15 protein-coding genes are annotated in these 13275 nt (G+C 42.5%); all 15 read left to right on the forward strand.

Annotated elements, in window-relative coordinates; translation table 11 throughout:
• The first annotated feature begins 176 nt into the window (after positions 1–176).
• Positions 177–503, forward strand: coding sequence for a hypothetical protein (locus tag B4240_RS06000; protein ID WP_093068413.1), 327 nt, complete (start codon positions 177–179; stop codon positions 501–503).
• 134 nt (positions 504–637) lie between these two features.
• The gene (locus B4240_RS06005) at positions 638–916 is read left to right on the forward strand and encodes a hypothetical protein (RefSeq protein ID WP_025645676.1); all 279 of its coding nucleotides are present in this window, start codon (positions 638–640) and stop codon (positions 914–916) included.
• 125 nt (positions 917–1041) lie between these two features.
• Entirely contained in the window at positions 1042–1638 is a 597-nt protein-coding gene (locus B4240_RS06010; RefSeq protein WP_025645677.1) for a c-type cytochrome, read from the forward strand.
• A 139-nt stretch (positions 1639–1777) separates the two neighbouring features.
• Complete coding sequence (locus B4240_RS06015; protein ID WP_192992014.1) at positions 1778–2407, forward strand: DUF411 domain-containing protein; 630 nt, start codon at positions 1778–1780, stop codon at positions 2405–2407.
• Positions 2408–2474: 67 nt separating this feature from the next.
• On the forward strand, positions 2475–4172 hold the full coding sequence (locus tag B4240_RS06020; RefSeq protein WP_296237446.1) for a copper resistance system multicopper oxidase: 1698 nt from the start codon (positions 2475–2477) through the stop codon (positions 4170–4172).
• Positions 4173–4194: 22 nt separating this feature from the next.
• The gene (locus tag B4240_RS06025; protein WP_296237448.1) at positions 4195–5247 is read left to right on the forward strand and encodes a copper resistance protein B; all 1053 of its coding nucleotides are present in this window, start codon (positions 4195–4197) and stop codon (positions 5245–5247) included.
• A 95-nt stretch (positions 5248–5342) separates the two neighbouring features.
• Entirely contained in the window at positions 5343–5819 is a 477-nt protein-coding gene (locus B4240_RS06030) for a DUF305 domain-containing protein (RefSeq protein WP_037059145.1), read from the forward strand.
• Positions 5820–5964: 145 nt separating this feature from the next.
• A complete protein-coding gene (locus B4240_RS06035) occupies positions 5965–7308 on the forward strand; it encodes an APC family permease (RefSeq protein ID WP_037059147.1) in 1344 nt (447 codons plus the stop codon).
• Between the two features lie 129 nt (positions 7309–7437).
• Positions 7438–8091 (forward strand): methyltransferase family protein, encoded by a 654-nt coding sequence (locus B4240_RS06040; protein WP_068037334.1) that lies wholly within the window; start codon positions 7438–7440, stop codon positions 8089–8091.
• A gap of 112 nt (positions 8092–8203) precedes the next feature.
• On the forward strand, positions 8204–8476 hold the full coding sequence (locus B4240_RS11560; protein ID WP_349679083.1) for a DUF5676 family membrane protein: 273 nt from the start codon (positions 8204–8206) through the stop codon (positions 8474–8476).
• 103 nt (positions 8477–8579) lie between these two features.
• On the forward strand, positions 8580–8735 hold the full coding sequence (locus B4240_RS06045; RefSeq protein WP_156770962.1) for a hypothetical protein: 156 nt from the start codon (positions 8580–8582) through the stop codon (positions 8733–8735).
• 138 nt (positions 8736–8873) lie between these two features.
• On the forward strand, positions 8874–11492 hold the full coding sequence (locus tag B4240_RS06050) for a copper-transporting P-type ATPase (RefSeq protein ID WP_193006278.1): 2619 nt from the start codon (positions 8874–8876) through the stop codon (positions 11490–11492).
• Positions 11493–11572: 80 nt separating this feature from the next.
• Complete coding sequence (gene tatA, locus B4240_RS06055; protein WP_296237462.1) at positions 11573–11857, forward strand: Sec-independent protein translocase subunit TatA; 285 nt, start codon at positions 11573–11575, stop codon at positions 11855–11857.
• Between the two features lie 55 nt (positions 11858–11912).
• The gene (tatB, locus tag B4240_RS06060; RefSeq protein ID WP_036599454.1) at positions 11913–12299 is read left to right on the forward strand and encodes a Sec-independent protein translocase protein TatB; all 387 of its coding nucleotides are present in this window, start codon (positions 11913–11915) and stop codon (positions 12297–12299) included.
• Entirely contained in the window at positions 12296–13132 is an 837-nt protein-coding gene (tatC, locus tag B4240_RS06065) for a twin-arginine translocase subunit TatC (protein WP_296237464.1), read from the forward strand. The genes tatB and tatC overlap by 4 nt, the downstream gene beginning before the upstream one ends.
• Positions 13133–13275 lie beyond the last annotated feature (143 nt).

The following is a 13275-nucleotide window of genomic DNA, read 5'->3' on the forward strand; positions in this document are numbered from 1 at the left end:
GACAAAACGGACTGGTATCTGACAAAGATGTCATGCGCTCGTCATCAAATGGTCAGTCTTCGTTTGTTAATCTATACCTATAGTACATAGCGGCTCATTCTTGATACGAGTAGCTACTATGAATTATTACTACAGGTAATTAGTTTCAATATTTAATAATTTATTAAGGATGTTATATGAAAAGCTATCGTTCATTCAAAAAAGTGGTGCTGCTATCCGCTTCGATGCTTATCGGTATATCAGCAGCTAATGCGCATACTACCAATCTAAGCACTTCAATTATCGATAATTGCGATAACTTAACTACGTTTGCCAGAAATCTAGATCACAATAACGCGCAGATGTCTGATGCTCAAATGAAAAGCTATGTTGATGCACGAGTCGCTTGCCAAGTTCAGCATCAAGATCAACATCTGCAGTCTGAAAAGTATTTTATAAAAAAATATGGTAGCGATCGTGATAGAAATGCTGATGCCATACTAAATGAATACGTGCAGCATTAAAATATAAAAGTAGCAAGATGACAATATTGTCATCTTGCTGTCATCTCTCTGTCAGAATCAATAAGTTATGCTTTAGACTGAATTAATATCCTAAAGCTTTATGTACCCTCAACTAAATCAATTAAGGATTAACCATGTCACTCTTTAAATCAAAGTCTTTACCTAAAGCAATCGTAGCCACTGCCGTCGCTCTAGTCGTTTCAACCTCAGCTCTAGCACATGATCCTAAAATGCATGCTGAAAAAGATCAAATGAACTGTGAAAAAATGCAAAAGCATATGGATATGATGGGAAAAATGGATCATAGCAAGATGGACATGAGCGATCCCGCTATGAAAGCGATGATGGCTAACATGGGTAAAATGAAGCAAATGTATCAAAAGCACTGCGTAACAGATAAAAGTGACTCTTAAACATTGATTTTATAAATCCTTTATTACTGCTAGATAGTTTCATCAATCAGTAATAAGGGTTTGTAGGAAATATTTGTAGACGCTAAGAGTAGGGTATTAAAGAAAATGAATTTTAGGATAAACCCATGAAGTTTTTACTAGGAGTACTTTTCACTGTCGTGGTCGCTATTGTTGGTGTCTTTACTGTGGTTATGAGTGGTGTCATTAATATTGGCGCTGATCAAGGACATAGTCCATTGGTTTATAATTTCTTGGAGACGGCTCGCACCCGTTCAATAGCCTACGCTAGCAAGGACATTATTGTTCCAGATTTAGAAAAAGTAGAGATGATTAGCTCAGGCGGTGCCGATTACAAAGATATGTGCGCAGGCTGCCATTTGTCTCCTGGGGTAGAGAGCACTGATTTTAGTGAGAGCCTATACCCTAAGCCACCTAATTTCACTAATGCGCAAGTAGTTGATCGTTATAAAACGGATGCAGGAGCTCAGCAAAGTTTTTGGGCGATTAAGCACGGTATTATGGCATCAGGCATGCCAGCATGGGGTGCTTCTCATGACGACGATAGAATGTGGGCAATGGTCGCTTTTATTAGATCACTACCTGAGTTAAATGAGAATCAGTATACCATGCTAACCACTAGACTGGATGATGACATGATGGATATGTCACTGAATAGCGACATGATGGATATGTCAGAAGGTGGAGCTGGAATGCAGCATTAATTCTTCCATATTCCTTTATAAAAGCGCAGTGCTAAATAGTGCTGCCTTTTGGGATTTAAACTTTGCCTATACTACACTTAGTTATAGGGTATAAATCTTTAGAAGGTTCAACAGATAAGCAGACGCTTAGGAGTAAGTTATGAGACGCTATATAAATATAATGGGCAATGGACATAAAAAGGTATCAGCTTCTGCTCTTTTACTAGTAGCAACGTCAACAGTAATGGCTTGTAGTCAGCCCGATACTAGTGTTTCAAATTCTACTCAAACTGAGCCAACGCTTGCCACCAAAAGTGCTCAAATAGAGCAACCACAACCGCAAATGATGTCTGTCAGTGCTAATTCAGGTACTGGGTCGACAATTCTACAAAACGTCTCGGCTACAGTTTACAAAGATGCTAATTGTGGCTGCTGCAAAGAATGGGTAGGCTATGCCGAAGGTCATGGTCTAAGCGCAACTGCGCAAGACGTTACAGATTTATCTTTATTTAAAGAGCGTTACGGTGTCCCGCAGCAAATGCGCTCTTGTCATACCACCGTCACTACTAATGGTTATGTTTTTGAAGGTCACGTTCCTGCCAAATACATGGCACAGTTTCTAGCCAATCCGCCAACTGATTCCATCGGTCTTGCGGTACCGAGTATGCCAGTTGGTAGTCCGGGCATGGAATATCAAGATAAATTTATGCCCTATAAAGTCATTCAATTGAACAAGGATGGCAGCACTCAAGTGTATGCGGCTATTGAGTCGCCAGCGCAGCAGATGTAGTTCTATTAATAAGTTATCAGATATATAAGTTCAACTCTCATTTCATGGATTAACTTAGGTCAATATTATGAATAAAAACAGATTTAACCGCAGGCGTTTTTTGACAGGGTCATCCACCTTGCTCGGCGCGTCGATGCTATCCACACTACCGACGATGGCTAATAGTGCTTTAACTAAAAGCCAAAATGTCGTAGTCAATAGTGATAGAGCCGATCACATTGTACCTATACTAACGGGTAATGAATTTGATCTTTATGTCAGTGAGAAGATGATAACGGTCAACGGCAAGTCAAGCATGGCAACGCTGATAAATGACTCACTGCCTGCGCCAACGCTTAAGATGCAAGAAGGCGATACGGTCACCATTCGAGTCCATAATCAGCTGAATGAGTCGACCTCTATTCACTGGCATGGCCTCTTAGTGCCGTTTGAGATGGATGGCGTACCGGGTATCAGCTTTGATGGTATTCCTGCGGGTAGCACCTTCACGTACAAATTTAAACTGACACAGTCAGGCACTTATTGGTATCACTCGCATACTGGCTTCCAAGAGCAGACCGGTATGCGCGGGGCTATTGTGATTGAACCTAAAGGGCGCGAACGCTATCCTATCGAGGAAGATCACGTTATCCTGCTTAGTGATTGGACGCATCGCGATCCGCATAATCTGCTAAAACTGCTTAAGCAGCGTGCTGACTTTGATAATTACCATTTGCCAGATTTTAAAAAACTGTTATCTGATATTGCAGCAACGGATTTAGAAGCCGCTTATGATAAGCGTAAAATGTGGAACCAGATGCGCATGATGCCGACTGATTTTACTGATTTATCTGGTGAGACCACGTTTACTTATCTTATGAATGGTAAAACGACAGCGGCTAACTGGTCGCAATTGGTCAAAGCCGGTCAGCCGGTCAAACTACGCTTTATCAATGGCTCCGCGCAGACCATATTTGATGTGCGCATTCCAGGGCTCAAAATAAAAGTGGTCGGCACCGATGGTAATGATGTCGCGCCCGTTGATGTCGATGATTTTCGCATCGGTGTGGCTGAGACTTATGACGTCATCGTCACCCCAACCCGTGACGCGCATACCATATTTGCCCAAAACATAGATCGGTCAGGCTATGTTGCGACAACGCTTGCTACCAAAAAAGGCGCTCGTGCGGCAACGCCTGCTATGGACAAAATCGAATGGCTGACGATGGCCGACATGATGGGCGCCATGGGATCGAATGGCTATAACGCTAAACATGCCAAAACAGAATATGACTTTAAGTCCGATATGCGCGTCGATAGTCCACGGATGAATCTCGATGATCCGGGTATTAATTTGCGTAACATTGATAGAAAGGTTTTGAATTATAGTCAGTTGCGCTCTGTCGGCGATGAGATAATGGCAGAGCAGCGCAAACCTACCAGAGAGATTGAAATACATCTGACAGGTAATATGGAGCGCTATATCTGGGCGTTAGACGGTATTATGTTTAAGGACGCACCGCCTGTTAATATCAAACCGGGCGAGCGTGTGCGTATTACCTTAGTCAATGACACTATGATGAACCACCCTATGCATCTGCATGGTATGTGGAGCGATTTGCGCGCGCCTGATGGCGATTTTCAAGTTCGCAAACATACGATAATGGTGCAGCCAGCGCAAAAGATTAGTTTCGATGTCACAGGTGAGGCGGGGCGCTGGGCTTGGCATTGCCATCTGCTGTATCACATGGAAGCGGGCATGTTTCGAGAAGTTGCCGTCATTTAACCCTTTAAATATGAGCCTTATTATGAAAATGTATAAAGTAGGTCTACCGTTTATTGGCATATCATCTTTGCTGTTATTACTGTCACCTGTAGCAAATGCCGCTGACATGCCCGATATGGATCACGGCAACATGGATATGTCGAATATGGACATGTCGAACATGGATCACAGTGGCATGGATATGTCAGATATGGACATGTCGGATATGGATCATAGCAAAATGGATATGTCTGGTATGGACATGTCGGATATGGATCACAGCAAAATGGATATGTCTGGTATGGACATGTCGGATATGGATCACAGTGGCATGGATATGTCAGGCATGGACCATGGCAGTATGGATATGTCAGGTATGCAAGGTGGTAAAGCTCCAGCTGATGCTCGCAGTCCTGACTATTCAAACGGTGTTCCCTATGGTCGCTTTGGTAAGCCTGTGATGATGGGTAGCTTACCGTTATGGGGCGTATCAGTAGACGATCTGGGCTATCAATTTGACGATGATCAAATCAATTATGAGTTTGATACGTGGTACGGTACAGACAGCAACCGCGTAACGCTACGTAGCGAAGGTAGTATCCAAACTAAAGATGATAAAGAAATTGATAGCTTAACCTCACTATCTTACTGGAAGCCACTTAGTATTTTTTGGAATGGGGAAGCCGGTGTTGCTTATGATACCGAAAATGATAAATCTGCCGTGATGGCTGGTATTGCAGGCACTGCACCTTACTTCATCGAAACCGATGCTAGAGCTTATTTATATACTGATGGGCAAGTTCGTCTAGATCTAGGTGCGGAGTATGAGTGGCGCTTAGATCAACATTGGGTAGTCAGACCAGAGCTGGAGCTGACTGCCTTTAGTAAAGATGATACCGATAACGGTATTACTAAAGGATTTAATGAGTTTGAAGCTGAAGTTAGGCTGGCTTATGAGACATTCAGTCGTCAGCTAGCGCCTTATGTGGGTATCAGCTATGAGACCGCTTTAGGCAACGCAAGAGATTTGCGACGTCAAGAAGACGAAGCTGTTGATTCTAGTAGCGTTACAGCTGGTGTGAAATTTTGGTTCTAGTGTTAACCATGTAAGTAACAACAGTTTATAACACTAGCTCTAAAAAAAGGCACCTCTTTATTTAGGTGCCTTTTTACTAAATTAAGGACAAGAATATGAATAACCATATGGATAATAAACAGAAGCAAATGAACCCTTATGTAAAGTTCACAATCATGATTTTAACATCGACAGTCGTGATGTTTATCATGATGTATTTTAATACTTATCAATGGGATCACGTTTATTTTAGCGAAACCAGAGCTTATATGGCGTTATATATGGGCGCTATGATGGCTATTATTATGCTCGCCTTTATGACCAATATGTATAAAAAGACTAAGGTCAATCTAATGGTTTATGGGATTAGTGTCGTGCTATTTGCCTTTGGTTTATGGGGCGTTAGATCACAACAAACGGTCGATCAAGTGGATTGGATGCAGGCGATGATACCGCATCACTCGATTGCTATTTTGACCAGTTCGCGTGCTGATATCGAAGATCCACGTGTACGTCAGCTTGCTGATGACATTATCGAAGCACAAAAGCGTGAAATCGGTGAGATGCAAGCACTTATTGATGAGTTGGAATAATATATTATGATACCAATAAGTAAGCTCTTCTTTAAAAACTATTTACTATATCGCGTCTTTTAATTCTAACTATACCTACTCCTTACTTCAAAAATAACCTGTAAAACTGAAGTTCTACGAAGAAATAGATTAAGGTCGAATAAGTATGAAGCAAGATAGAACGACTCGCTATCAGAAGGATAGTTTGACATTATCAGGAACAGTTATGCTAGGTACCGGTGTCATGATCGGTGCTGGTATTTTCGCTCTGACCGGTCAGATGGCTCAGATGACGGGTTCGCTTTTCCCACTTGCTTTTCTAGCCGCCGCAATCGTTGTTTCTTTTAGTGCCTATTCTTATATCAAAATCTCTAACGCTTACCCGTCGGCTGGCGGTGTTGCAATGTACCTGCATCAGGCATACGGAGATCGTTTACCGACTGGATTTAATGCCATGCTGATGTATTTCTCCATGGTTATAGCGCAGAGCTTTTTGGCCCGGACGTTCGGGTCATACACTATGCAGTTATTCGGTGGCGATGACAGCGGTCGCATGGTATCCATCCTTGGCGCCGCGCTTATTCTTGCTGCGTTCTTTATCAATTTACTTGGTAATCGTTGGATTCAGGGGGTTGCATCGGTTATCGGTATTATAAAAATTGTCGGTATTCTTATATTCGGGTTGGTTGGTATCTGGCTAGCTGATAGCTTTGCAGTTGATTCTTCTACATTAGGTGACACTAATACTGTTGGTGACTTTCTTGGCGCAACGGCGCTAGGCATACTGGCATTTAAAGGCTTTACCACGATTACCAACAGTGGCTCGGAAGTAAAAAATCCTCATCGCAACGTCGGCCGTGCCATTGTAATATCAATCGCAATATGCGTAGTTATTTACACTCTAGTCGGTTTCGCGGTGTCTAGTAATCTATCTCTTGCCGAAATCATCGAAACTAAAGATTACTCCTTGGCTGCCGCCGCACGCCCAGCACTTGGCGACTATGGTCTATGGTTCACAGTTGCAATCGCAATGGTAGCTACCGCTGGCGGCCTCCTTGCTAGCATCTTCGCAGTCTCTCGTATGCTTGCTATGTTGACTGAGATGAAGCTGGTGCCTCATCGTCATTTGGGAATGCCGGGAAGCGTTCAAAAACATACGTTGGTCTATACTGTGGTGTTGGGTTTAGCTTTTACGACGTTATTTGACTTATCACGAATTGCAGCGCTTGGCATTGTTTTCTATCTAATTATGGATATCGCCATTCATTGGGGTGTTTTGCGATACCTTCGTCAGGATATAAAGGCGGTGATGTGGGTGCCTATAGTGGCCATACTTCTTGACCTGTTGGTTCTCGGCGGTTTTGTCTGGATTAAACTAAACTCAGATCCATTCGTACTTGGCGTAGCAGTCGTCACTATTGTAGTGATTGCTGTGGCTGAGCAGGTTTACCTGAAATCTTCAGCGAGGAAAAAAGCTATCGAAAAAGATACGCTTGCAGACCATCATTGACAGTAACATCAAAGAGTTTACAGAAAATTGTTTGGTTAAAAATTGCATAGATTTAAGCGTCTGCTTACTATCTTCAAGAATTGATTTCATGCAATACGATATTCATAAAGACAACAGGGAAAGTAAGCTATGAATGAGTCATTTAATCACGCTGGAACTTGGGGTCTCGCACTAATTGTTATTGTTCTGATTTCTTGGTTCTTTTACCGTTATTTCGCACCAAAGAACTGGCGTGAATGGGCGGGTGCTGGTGTAGTTCAGGCTTTCATTATTGCACTTTACGCAGAAATGTATGGCTTTCCGCTCACTATATATTTATTAGTACGGTTTTTTGGTTTGGACAGCCAATATGTCAGCGCTAGCTTATGGTCGACCCTTGTTGGTTTAGGTGAGACAGGCATGATGATCTCAATGCTACTCGGCTATGCTATTGCATTTTTAGGAGTCGGTCTTTTTGCTCAAGGTTGGCGCCAAGTCCACAAAGCACGAGGGGAAAATCGTTTAGTAACTGATGGACTCTATGCCTACGTACGTCATCCTCAGTACACCGGGTTGTTTATTGCACTGTTCGGTGAGGGTGTGGTGCATTGGCCAACTCTGTTTTCAATCGGTCTGTTTCCAGTGATTGTGCTTGTATACACATGGTTAGCTCGACGTGAGGAACGGCATATGTTTGAAGAGTTTGGTAAAGACTACCTTGCTTACAAACAGCAAGTGCCAATGTTTATTCCTCAATGGGGTCAATGGCGTCAACTTGCCGCCGCCGCACGAGTTAAAAAGTAATATCAATACAGGATAAAGCTTTAATTCATACAAATCCTTAGAGTTAGCATGGTTAGATACGATTGGTTATCTTGAGCTTGAACCACATCATACAATAGTGAGGATTACTAAGATGGTCAAATCAAACTTAACAACAAGTACTTTAAGGATTGCCCCTGTTGGCAATAGTGTATCGTTGTTTCTACTTATTAGTTATCTATTATGCATAGGGTTTGGTTTACTCGCACCCGAACAGATAGCGATGCACGAAGCTTGGGCACCTCTACTACCTGGCTTTGAGTGGTTAACATGGACAGGTTTTCTAATTGGACTTGTAGAATCATATCTTTACGGTTGGTATTTCTCCATCTTGTTCGTGCCACTATATCGTTGGTTCGCAAAATAGGTCGAAGGTATTAGTGTATTAATAGTCAGCAAACCTTTTCAATTTGAGTAAAAATTAATTGAAGAGTTGGAGTGATCACAGTTTAGACTGAGGAGAAATCATAATGAATGGGTCAATGCATGGCATGATGAACGGCTCAATGATGTATGGCATGGGCTGGGTTATGATGCTTATCTGTTTGTTATTCACCCTACTATTTTTCGCAGTACTAGTACTAACAATCATGGCACTGCTCAAGTATTTGCGTGATAAAAACTAAATTCCAATTGAAAAGTATAGAAATTATTTTTTAGAGGTTTTTAGATTAATGATTAGATGAATAGCAATCGAGGATTGATGATAGTGCTTTAAGAGTTGTACTTATTATCAATATTTATTGTCTTCAAGGAGTGGTTTTATGAAACATATTGCCGATGAAAAATCTATCAAAGGTGGTCAGTACGATAAAGTACCGGAAAATTATAGCGGTACGGTCTATATTTGTCCTATGCATCCAGAAGTAAGAGATGTTGAAAAAAGTGACTGCCCAATATGTGGCATGTTTCTTAAACCTGAAGACGAGGTTGCTGAATCCAACAACCATGAAGATAGTCATGCGCATTGTCATGGAGCGGATGCTAATAATAGTAATGAGGTAAATTCTGTCGAAGACGATAAGTACGACAAGATACCGGAAAATTATAGCGGTACGGTCTATATTTGTCCTATGCATCCAGAAGTAAGAGATGTTGAAAAAAGTGACTGCCCAATATGTGGCATGTTTCTTAAACCTGAAGACGAAGTTGCTAAAGATGATAGTCACGCTAGCTGTCATGGAAAGGATACTGATAGTAGCGGAGTAAAATCTGTTAAAGGCGGTAAATACGATAAAGTACCTGCTGATTACGATGGCACGGTATATACCTGTCCTATGCATCCTGAAGTGAGAGACGTTAGAAATAGCGGTTGTCCGATATGTGGTATGGCGCTTGAGCCCGAAACGCTTACTATCGGTGAAGAGGACACCTCAGAGCTTGACGACATGACTCGTCGTTTTTGGATATGTACCGTGTTGACTGTACCGCTATTAATATATGTGATGAGCGGTATGTTTGACTTAAACGTAGTTAATTTTAGTCAGTATGGTATCTCCTCAAAGATCTTACAATGGGCTGAGTTAGTGCTCGCGACCCCTGTAGTGCTTTGGGGCGCCGCCCCGTTTTTCGTCCGTGGCTGGCAGTCTATAAAAAGCCGCAATCTAAATATGTTTACCTTGATTGCGATAGGCGTAGGCGCTGCTTATATTTTTAGTATTGTCGCGACCTTTTTTCCCGATATTTTCCCAGACAGTTTCAGAGATGCCTCTGGTCAAGTCGGAGTCTACTATGAAGCGGCAGCGGTCATTGTGACCTTGGTGCTACTGGGTCAAGTATTAGAGCTCAAAGCTAGAAGTCAAACTTCAGGTGCGATTAGAGCTTTGCTTGAGCTCGCACCACCAACCGCAAGACGTGTCGATGAAAACGGTGAAGAAGTCGAAGTCTCGCTTGATGAGGTCGTCACTGGCGATAAGCTACGGGTTAAACCAGGTGAGAAACTACCCGTAGATGGTACAGTGATCGATGGTAATAGTAATGTTGATGAATCAATGGTGACGGGTGAGCCAATCCCTGTATCAAAAGTAGCAGGAGATACAGTGACTGGTGGTACGGTAAATGGCACCGGAACGCTATTAGTCGAAGCGGTCAATGTTGGAGCAGATTCAGTATTATCTAAAATTGTACAAATGGTTGCTGAAGCCCAGCGTAGCCGCGCACCTATACAGAAATTGGTAGATAAGGTAGCTGGGTGGTTCGTACCGATCGTGCTTATTTGCTCCGTCATTACCTTTATTGTCTGGGCGATATTCGGCCCTGAGCCCGCTATGACCTATGCTTTGGTTAACGCGATTGCGGTACTGATTATTGCTTGTCCTTGTGCCCTTGGTCTAGCGACGCCGATGTCCATTATGGTTGGTACCGGCAAAGGCGCGCAAAACGGCGTCCTCATCAAAAATGCTGAAGCGTTAGAGAGTATGGAAAAAGTCGATACCATTGTCGTCGACAAGACCGGAACACTGACCGCTGGTAAGCCCGAGCTTACCGCAATTGATGCGCAGGTAGGTCAAGATGAAGACGAGTTCCTCGCATTGGTAGCCTCAGTAGAAAGCGCTAGCGAGCATCCTTTAGCAGAAGCTATCGTTAGAGCAGCTCAAGAAAGATCACTCATTATTCCTAAAGCTACTGACTTTAATTCGACTACTGGCGAAGGCGTACAAGCCGTGGTCGATGGTAAGAAAGTCGCTATTGGTAACTCTAAGCTTATGGAAAGCCTAAATAGTTTTGATAATGAGCTGTCCACTAAAGCTGATGTCCGTAGAAAAGACGGTGAAACGGTAATGTTTGTGGCTATAGACGGTAAAGCTGCTGGTATTATTTCAGTTGCTGACCCTATTAAACCAAGCACTAAAGAGGCTATTTCACTGCTTCATGACGCAGGTTTAAAAGTTGTGATGCTAACCGGTGACAACGAAAAAACCGCGCAGGCAGTCGCCAATAAACTAGGTATTGATGAAGTTCATGCGGATGTCTCACCAGAGGATAAAAACCGTATCGTCAAAGAAATGCAAGACAGCGGTAAATTGGTCGCTATGGCGGGTGATGGTATCAACGACGCACCAGCGCTAGCGCAAGCTAATGTTGGTATCGCTATGGGAACCGGTACCGATGTGGCGATGGAGAGTGCGGGCATTACCCTGCTAAAAGGTGATTTAATGGGCATTGCCAAAGCTTATAAGCTTAGCCACGCCACCATGCGCAATATCAGACAGAATCTGTTTTTTGCCTTTATCTACAATGCACTTGGTGTTCCTATTGCCGCAGGTGTGCTCTATCCCATATTTGGGCTTCTGCTCAGTCCGATGATAGCAGCGGCAGCGATGAGCTTGTCGTCATTCTCGGTGATTGCTAACGCGCTGCGATTGCGCCGTTTGAAACTATAATTCTGGTACGGTAAAAAGTGTTCTAAAGCACACTGACACATACTGGTCTAAACAAGATCACAAAATATAAGGATACCGTTATGGGCAGCTTTTCTATTACACATTGGCTGATTTTATTGGTCGTAGTGGTGGTCGTATTTGGTACTGCCAAGCTTAAAAATGCAGGTAAAGATTTAGGCGGTGCGGTGAAGGGTTTTAAAGAAGCGGTCAAAGATGAAGAACCCGAGAATGCTCGCAAAAATCATGTGCTTAGCCATGAAAATAGTACGCCAGCTGCAAGTAATGATTTAAATACGCGTGTAGGTAATCAGGCTGATGATATGGAAATCGGCCCTATTTCCACTGATGACCAGCCTAAAGTATGAAGCGCGCCGCTTATAAATAGCGGCACTAAGTAGTCTATTAATATATGTGACTGTTATGTTTGATATTGGATTTTCCGAATTACTGTTATTTGGAGTCATCGCTTTAATTGTCTTGGGCCCAGAAAAACTACCACAAGCTGCACGTACCGCTGGGCAATGGTATGCCAAACTGCGCCGTACAGTATCCACTCTACAATCTGAAATAGAAGCTGAGCTTGATCTAGCTGAAACACGTCAACAAATGCAAAATGAACTTGCGAAAATCCGTCAGACCGAGTCGGATATGAAGCGCGAATTAGCAGAAATGCGTGGCAGTATGCAAAAGTTTGAGCAGTCACAGAACCAAAGCCTAGACGCTTCACATCAGTCAATCACCCCTTATGATAAAGACCATCAACAGAATACTACCTCCTCGTTCATTAAACAGGAGGCGGATCAGTGAGCCTATTTAAACGGCAAAAAAGTCGACAAGAAAAAATAACAGATATAGAGTTTGAGGCGCCAACAGATACAACACAGAATAGTGAGTCTGGAGATACGTTAGGTACGCTTGGCGATATGCCTATTACCGGACATTTAATCGAGCTGCGTACGCACTTAATAAGAATATGCGTGGTCGTCTTAATTATATTCTTAGTATTGGTGGGATTTTCACGCGAGCTTTATAATCTTTTATCAGACCCATTAGTGGCGCAGTTACCCATCAATTCGACCATGATTGCCACTGATATAACGTCAAACTTTATGGCACCCATTCGCTTAACGATATTCGTCGCCGCATTTTTAGCAATGCCTTATATCCTGTATCAAATTTGGTCATTTGTAGCTTCCGGCTTATATAAAAAAGAGAAGAAAATTGCCATTCCTGTACTGCTATCTTCGATATTTCTATTTTATGCTGGTGTTGCTTTTTCCTACTTTGTCGTACTCAAAGGGGTATTGAAATTTTTTATTATGTTCGCTCCGCAGAACGTTATACCAATGACCGATATTGACAGTTATCTGAGCTTTGCCCTCAAGCTATTTATGGTGTTTGGACTGACTTTTGAGATTCCAGTGGTTACTTTATTATTGATAATGGTCGGTATCATATCCACTCAGAGTCTAGAGAGTAAGCGCCGATATATCATCGTCGGTTGTTTTGCTGTGTCAGCGGTAGTCACACCGCCCGATGGGGTGTCAATGCTATTGCTCGCGATTCCAATGTGGCTACTGTTCGAGTTAGGTTTGTTTTTAGCGAAAGTACTCATTAAAGAAGAGCGTAAAACCGTATAACCTTGCAAAGTAGCTAATTTATAAACTAGATATATTGCAAATTAAGTATCTTGCAAAATGACTATTTCGTAAAGTAACTATAAAAATAACCTTATCTTAAACATTTAAGACACTTTTTTTATTTTGGCTGTCCCCTAAACCCT

Origin of the sequence: Psychrobacter sp. UBA5136, assembly GCF_002414005.1 — a bacterium.
Taxonomy (GTDB): Bacteria; Pseudomonadota; Gammaproteobacteria; order Pseudomonadales; family Moraxellaceae; genus Psychrobacter.

Bases quoted from the DNA above. Each gene is read 5' to 3' on its own strand.
- B4240_RS06035 (WP_037059147.1), top strand. From the start codon at position 5,965: ATGAAGCAAGATAGAACGACTCGCTATCAGAAGGATAGTTTGACATTA.
- B4240_RS06000 (WP_093068413.1), top strand. From the start codon at position 177: ATGAAAAGCTATCGTTCATTCAAAAAAGTGGTGCTGCTATCCGCTTCG.
- B4240_RS11560 (WP_349679083.1), top strand. From the start codon at position 8,204: ATGGTCAAATCAAACTTAACAACAAGTACTTTAAGGATTGCCCCTGTT.
- B4240_RS06045 (WP_156770962.1), top strand. From the start codon at position 8,580: ATGAATGGGTCAATGCATGGCATGATGAACGGCTCAATGATGTATGGC.
- B4240_RS06030 (WP_037059145.1), top strand. From the start codon at position 5,343: ATGAATAACCATATGGATAATAAACAGAAGCAAATGAACCCTTATGTA.
- B4240_RS06050 (WP_193006278.1), top strand. From the start codon at position 8,874: ATGAAACATATTGCCGATGAAAAATCTATCAAAGGTGGTCAGTACGAT.
- B4240_RS06005 (WP_025645676.1), top strand. From the start codon at position 638: ATGTCACTCTTTAAATCAAAGTCTTTACCTAAAGCAATCGTAGCCACT.
- B4240_RS06010 (WP_025645677.1), top strand. From the start codon at position 1,042: ATGAAGTTTTTACTAGGAGTACTTTTCACTGTCGTGGTCGCTATTGTT.
- B4240_RS06040 (WP_068037334.1), top strand. From the start codon at position 7,438: ATGAATGAGTCATTTAATCACGCTGGAACTTGGGGTCTCGCACTAATT.
- B4240_RS06020 (WP_296237446.1), top strand. From the start codon at position 2,475: ATGAATAAAAACAGATTTAACCGCAGGCGTTTTTTGACAGGGTCATCC.
- B4240_RS06015 (WP_192992014.1), top strand. From the start codon at position 1,778: ATGAGACGCTATATAAATATAATGGGCAATGGACATAAAAAGGTATCA.
- B4240_RS06025 (WP_296237448.1), top strand. From the start codon at position 4,195: ATGAAAATGTATAAAGTAGGTCTACCGTTTATTGGCATATCATCTTTG.
- tatA (WP_296237462.1), top strand. From the start codon at position 11,573: ATGGGCAGCTTTTCTATTACACATTGGCTGATTTTATTGGTCGTAGTG.
- tatB (WP_036599454.1), top strand. From the start codon at position 11,913: ATGTTTGATATTGGATTTTCCGAATTACTGTTATTTGGAGTCATCGCT.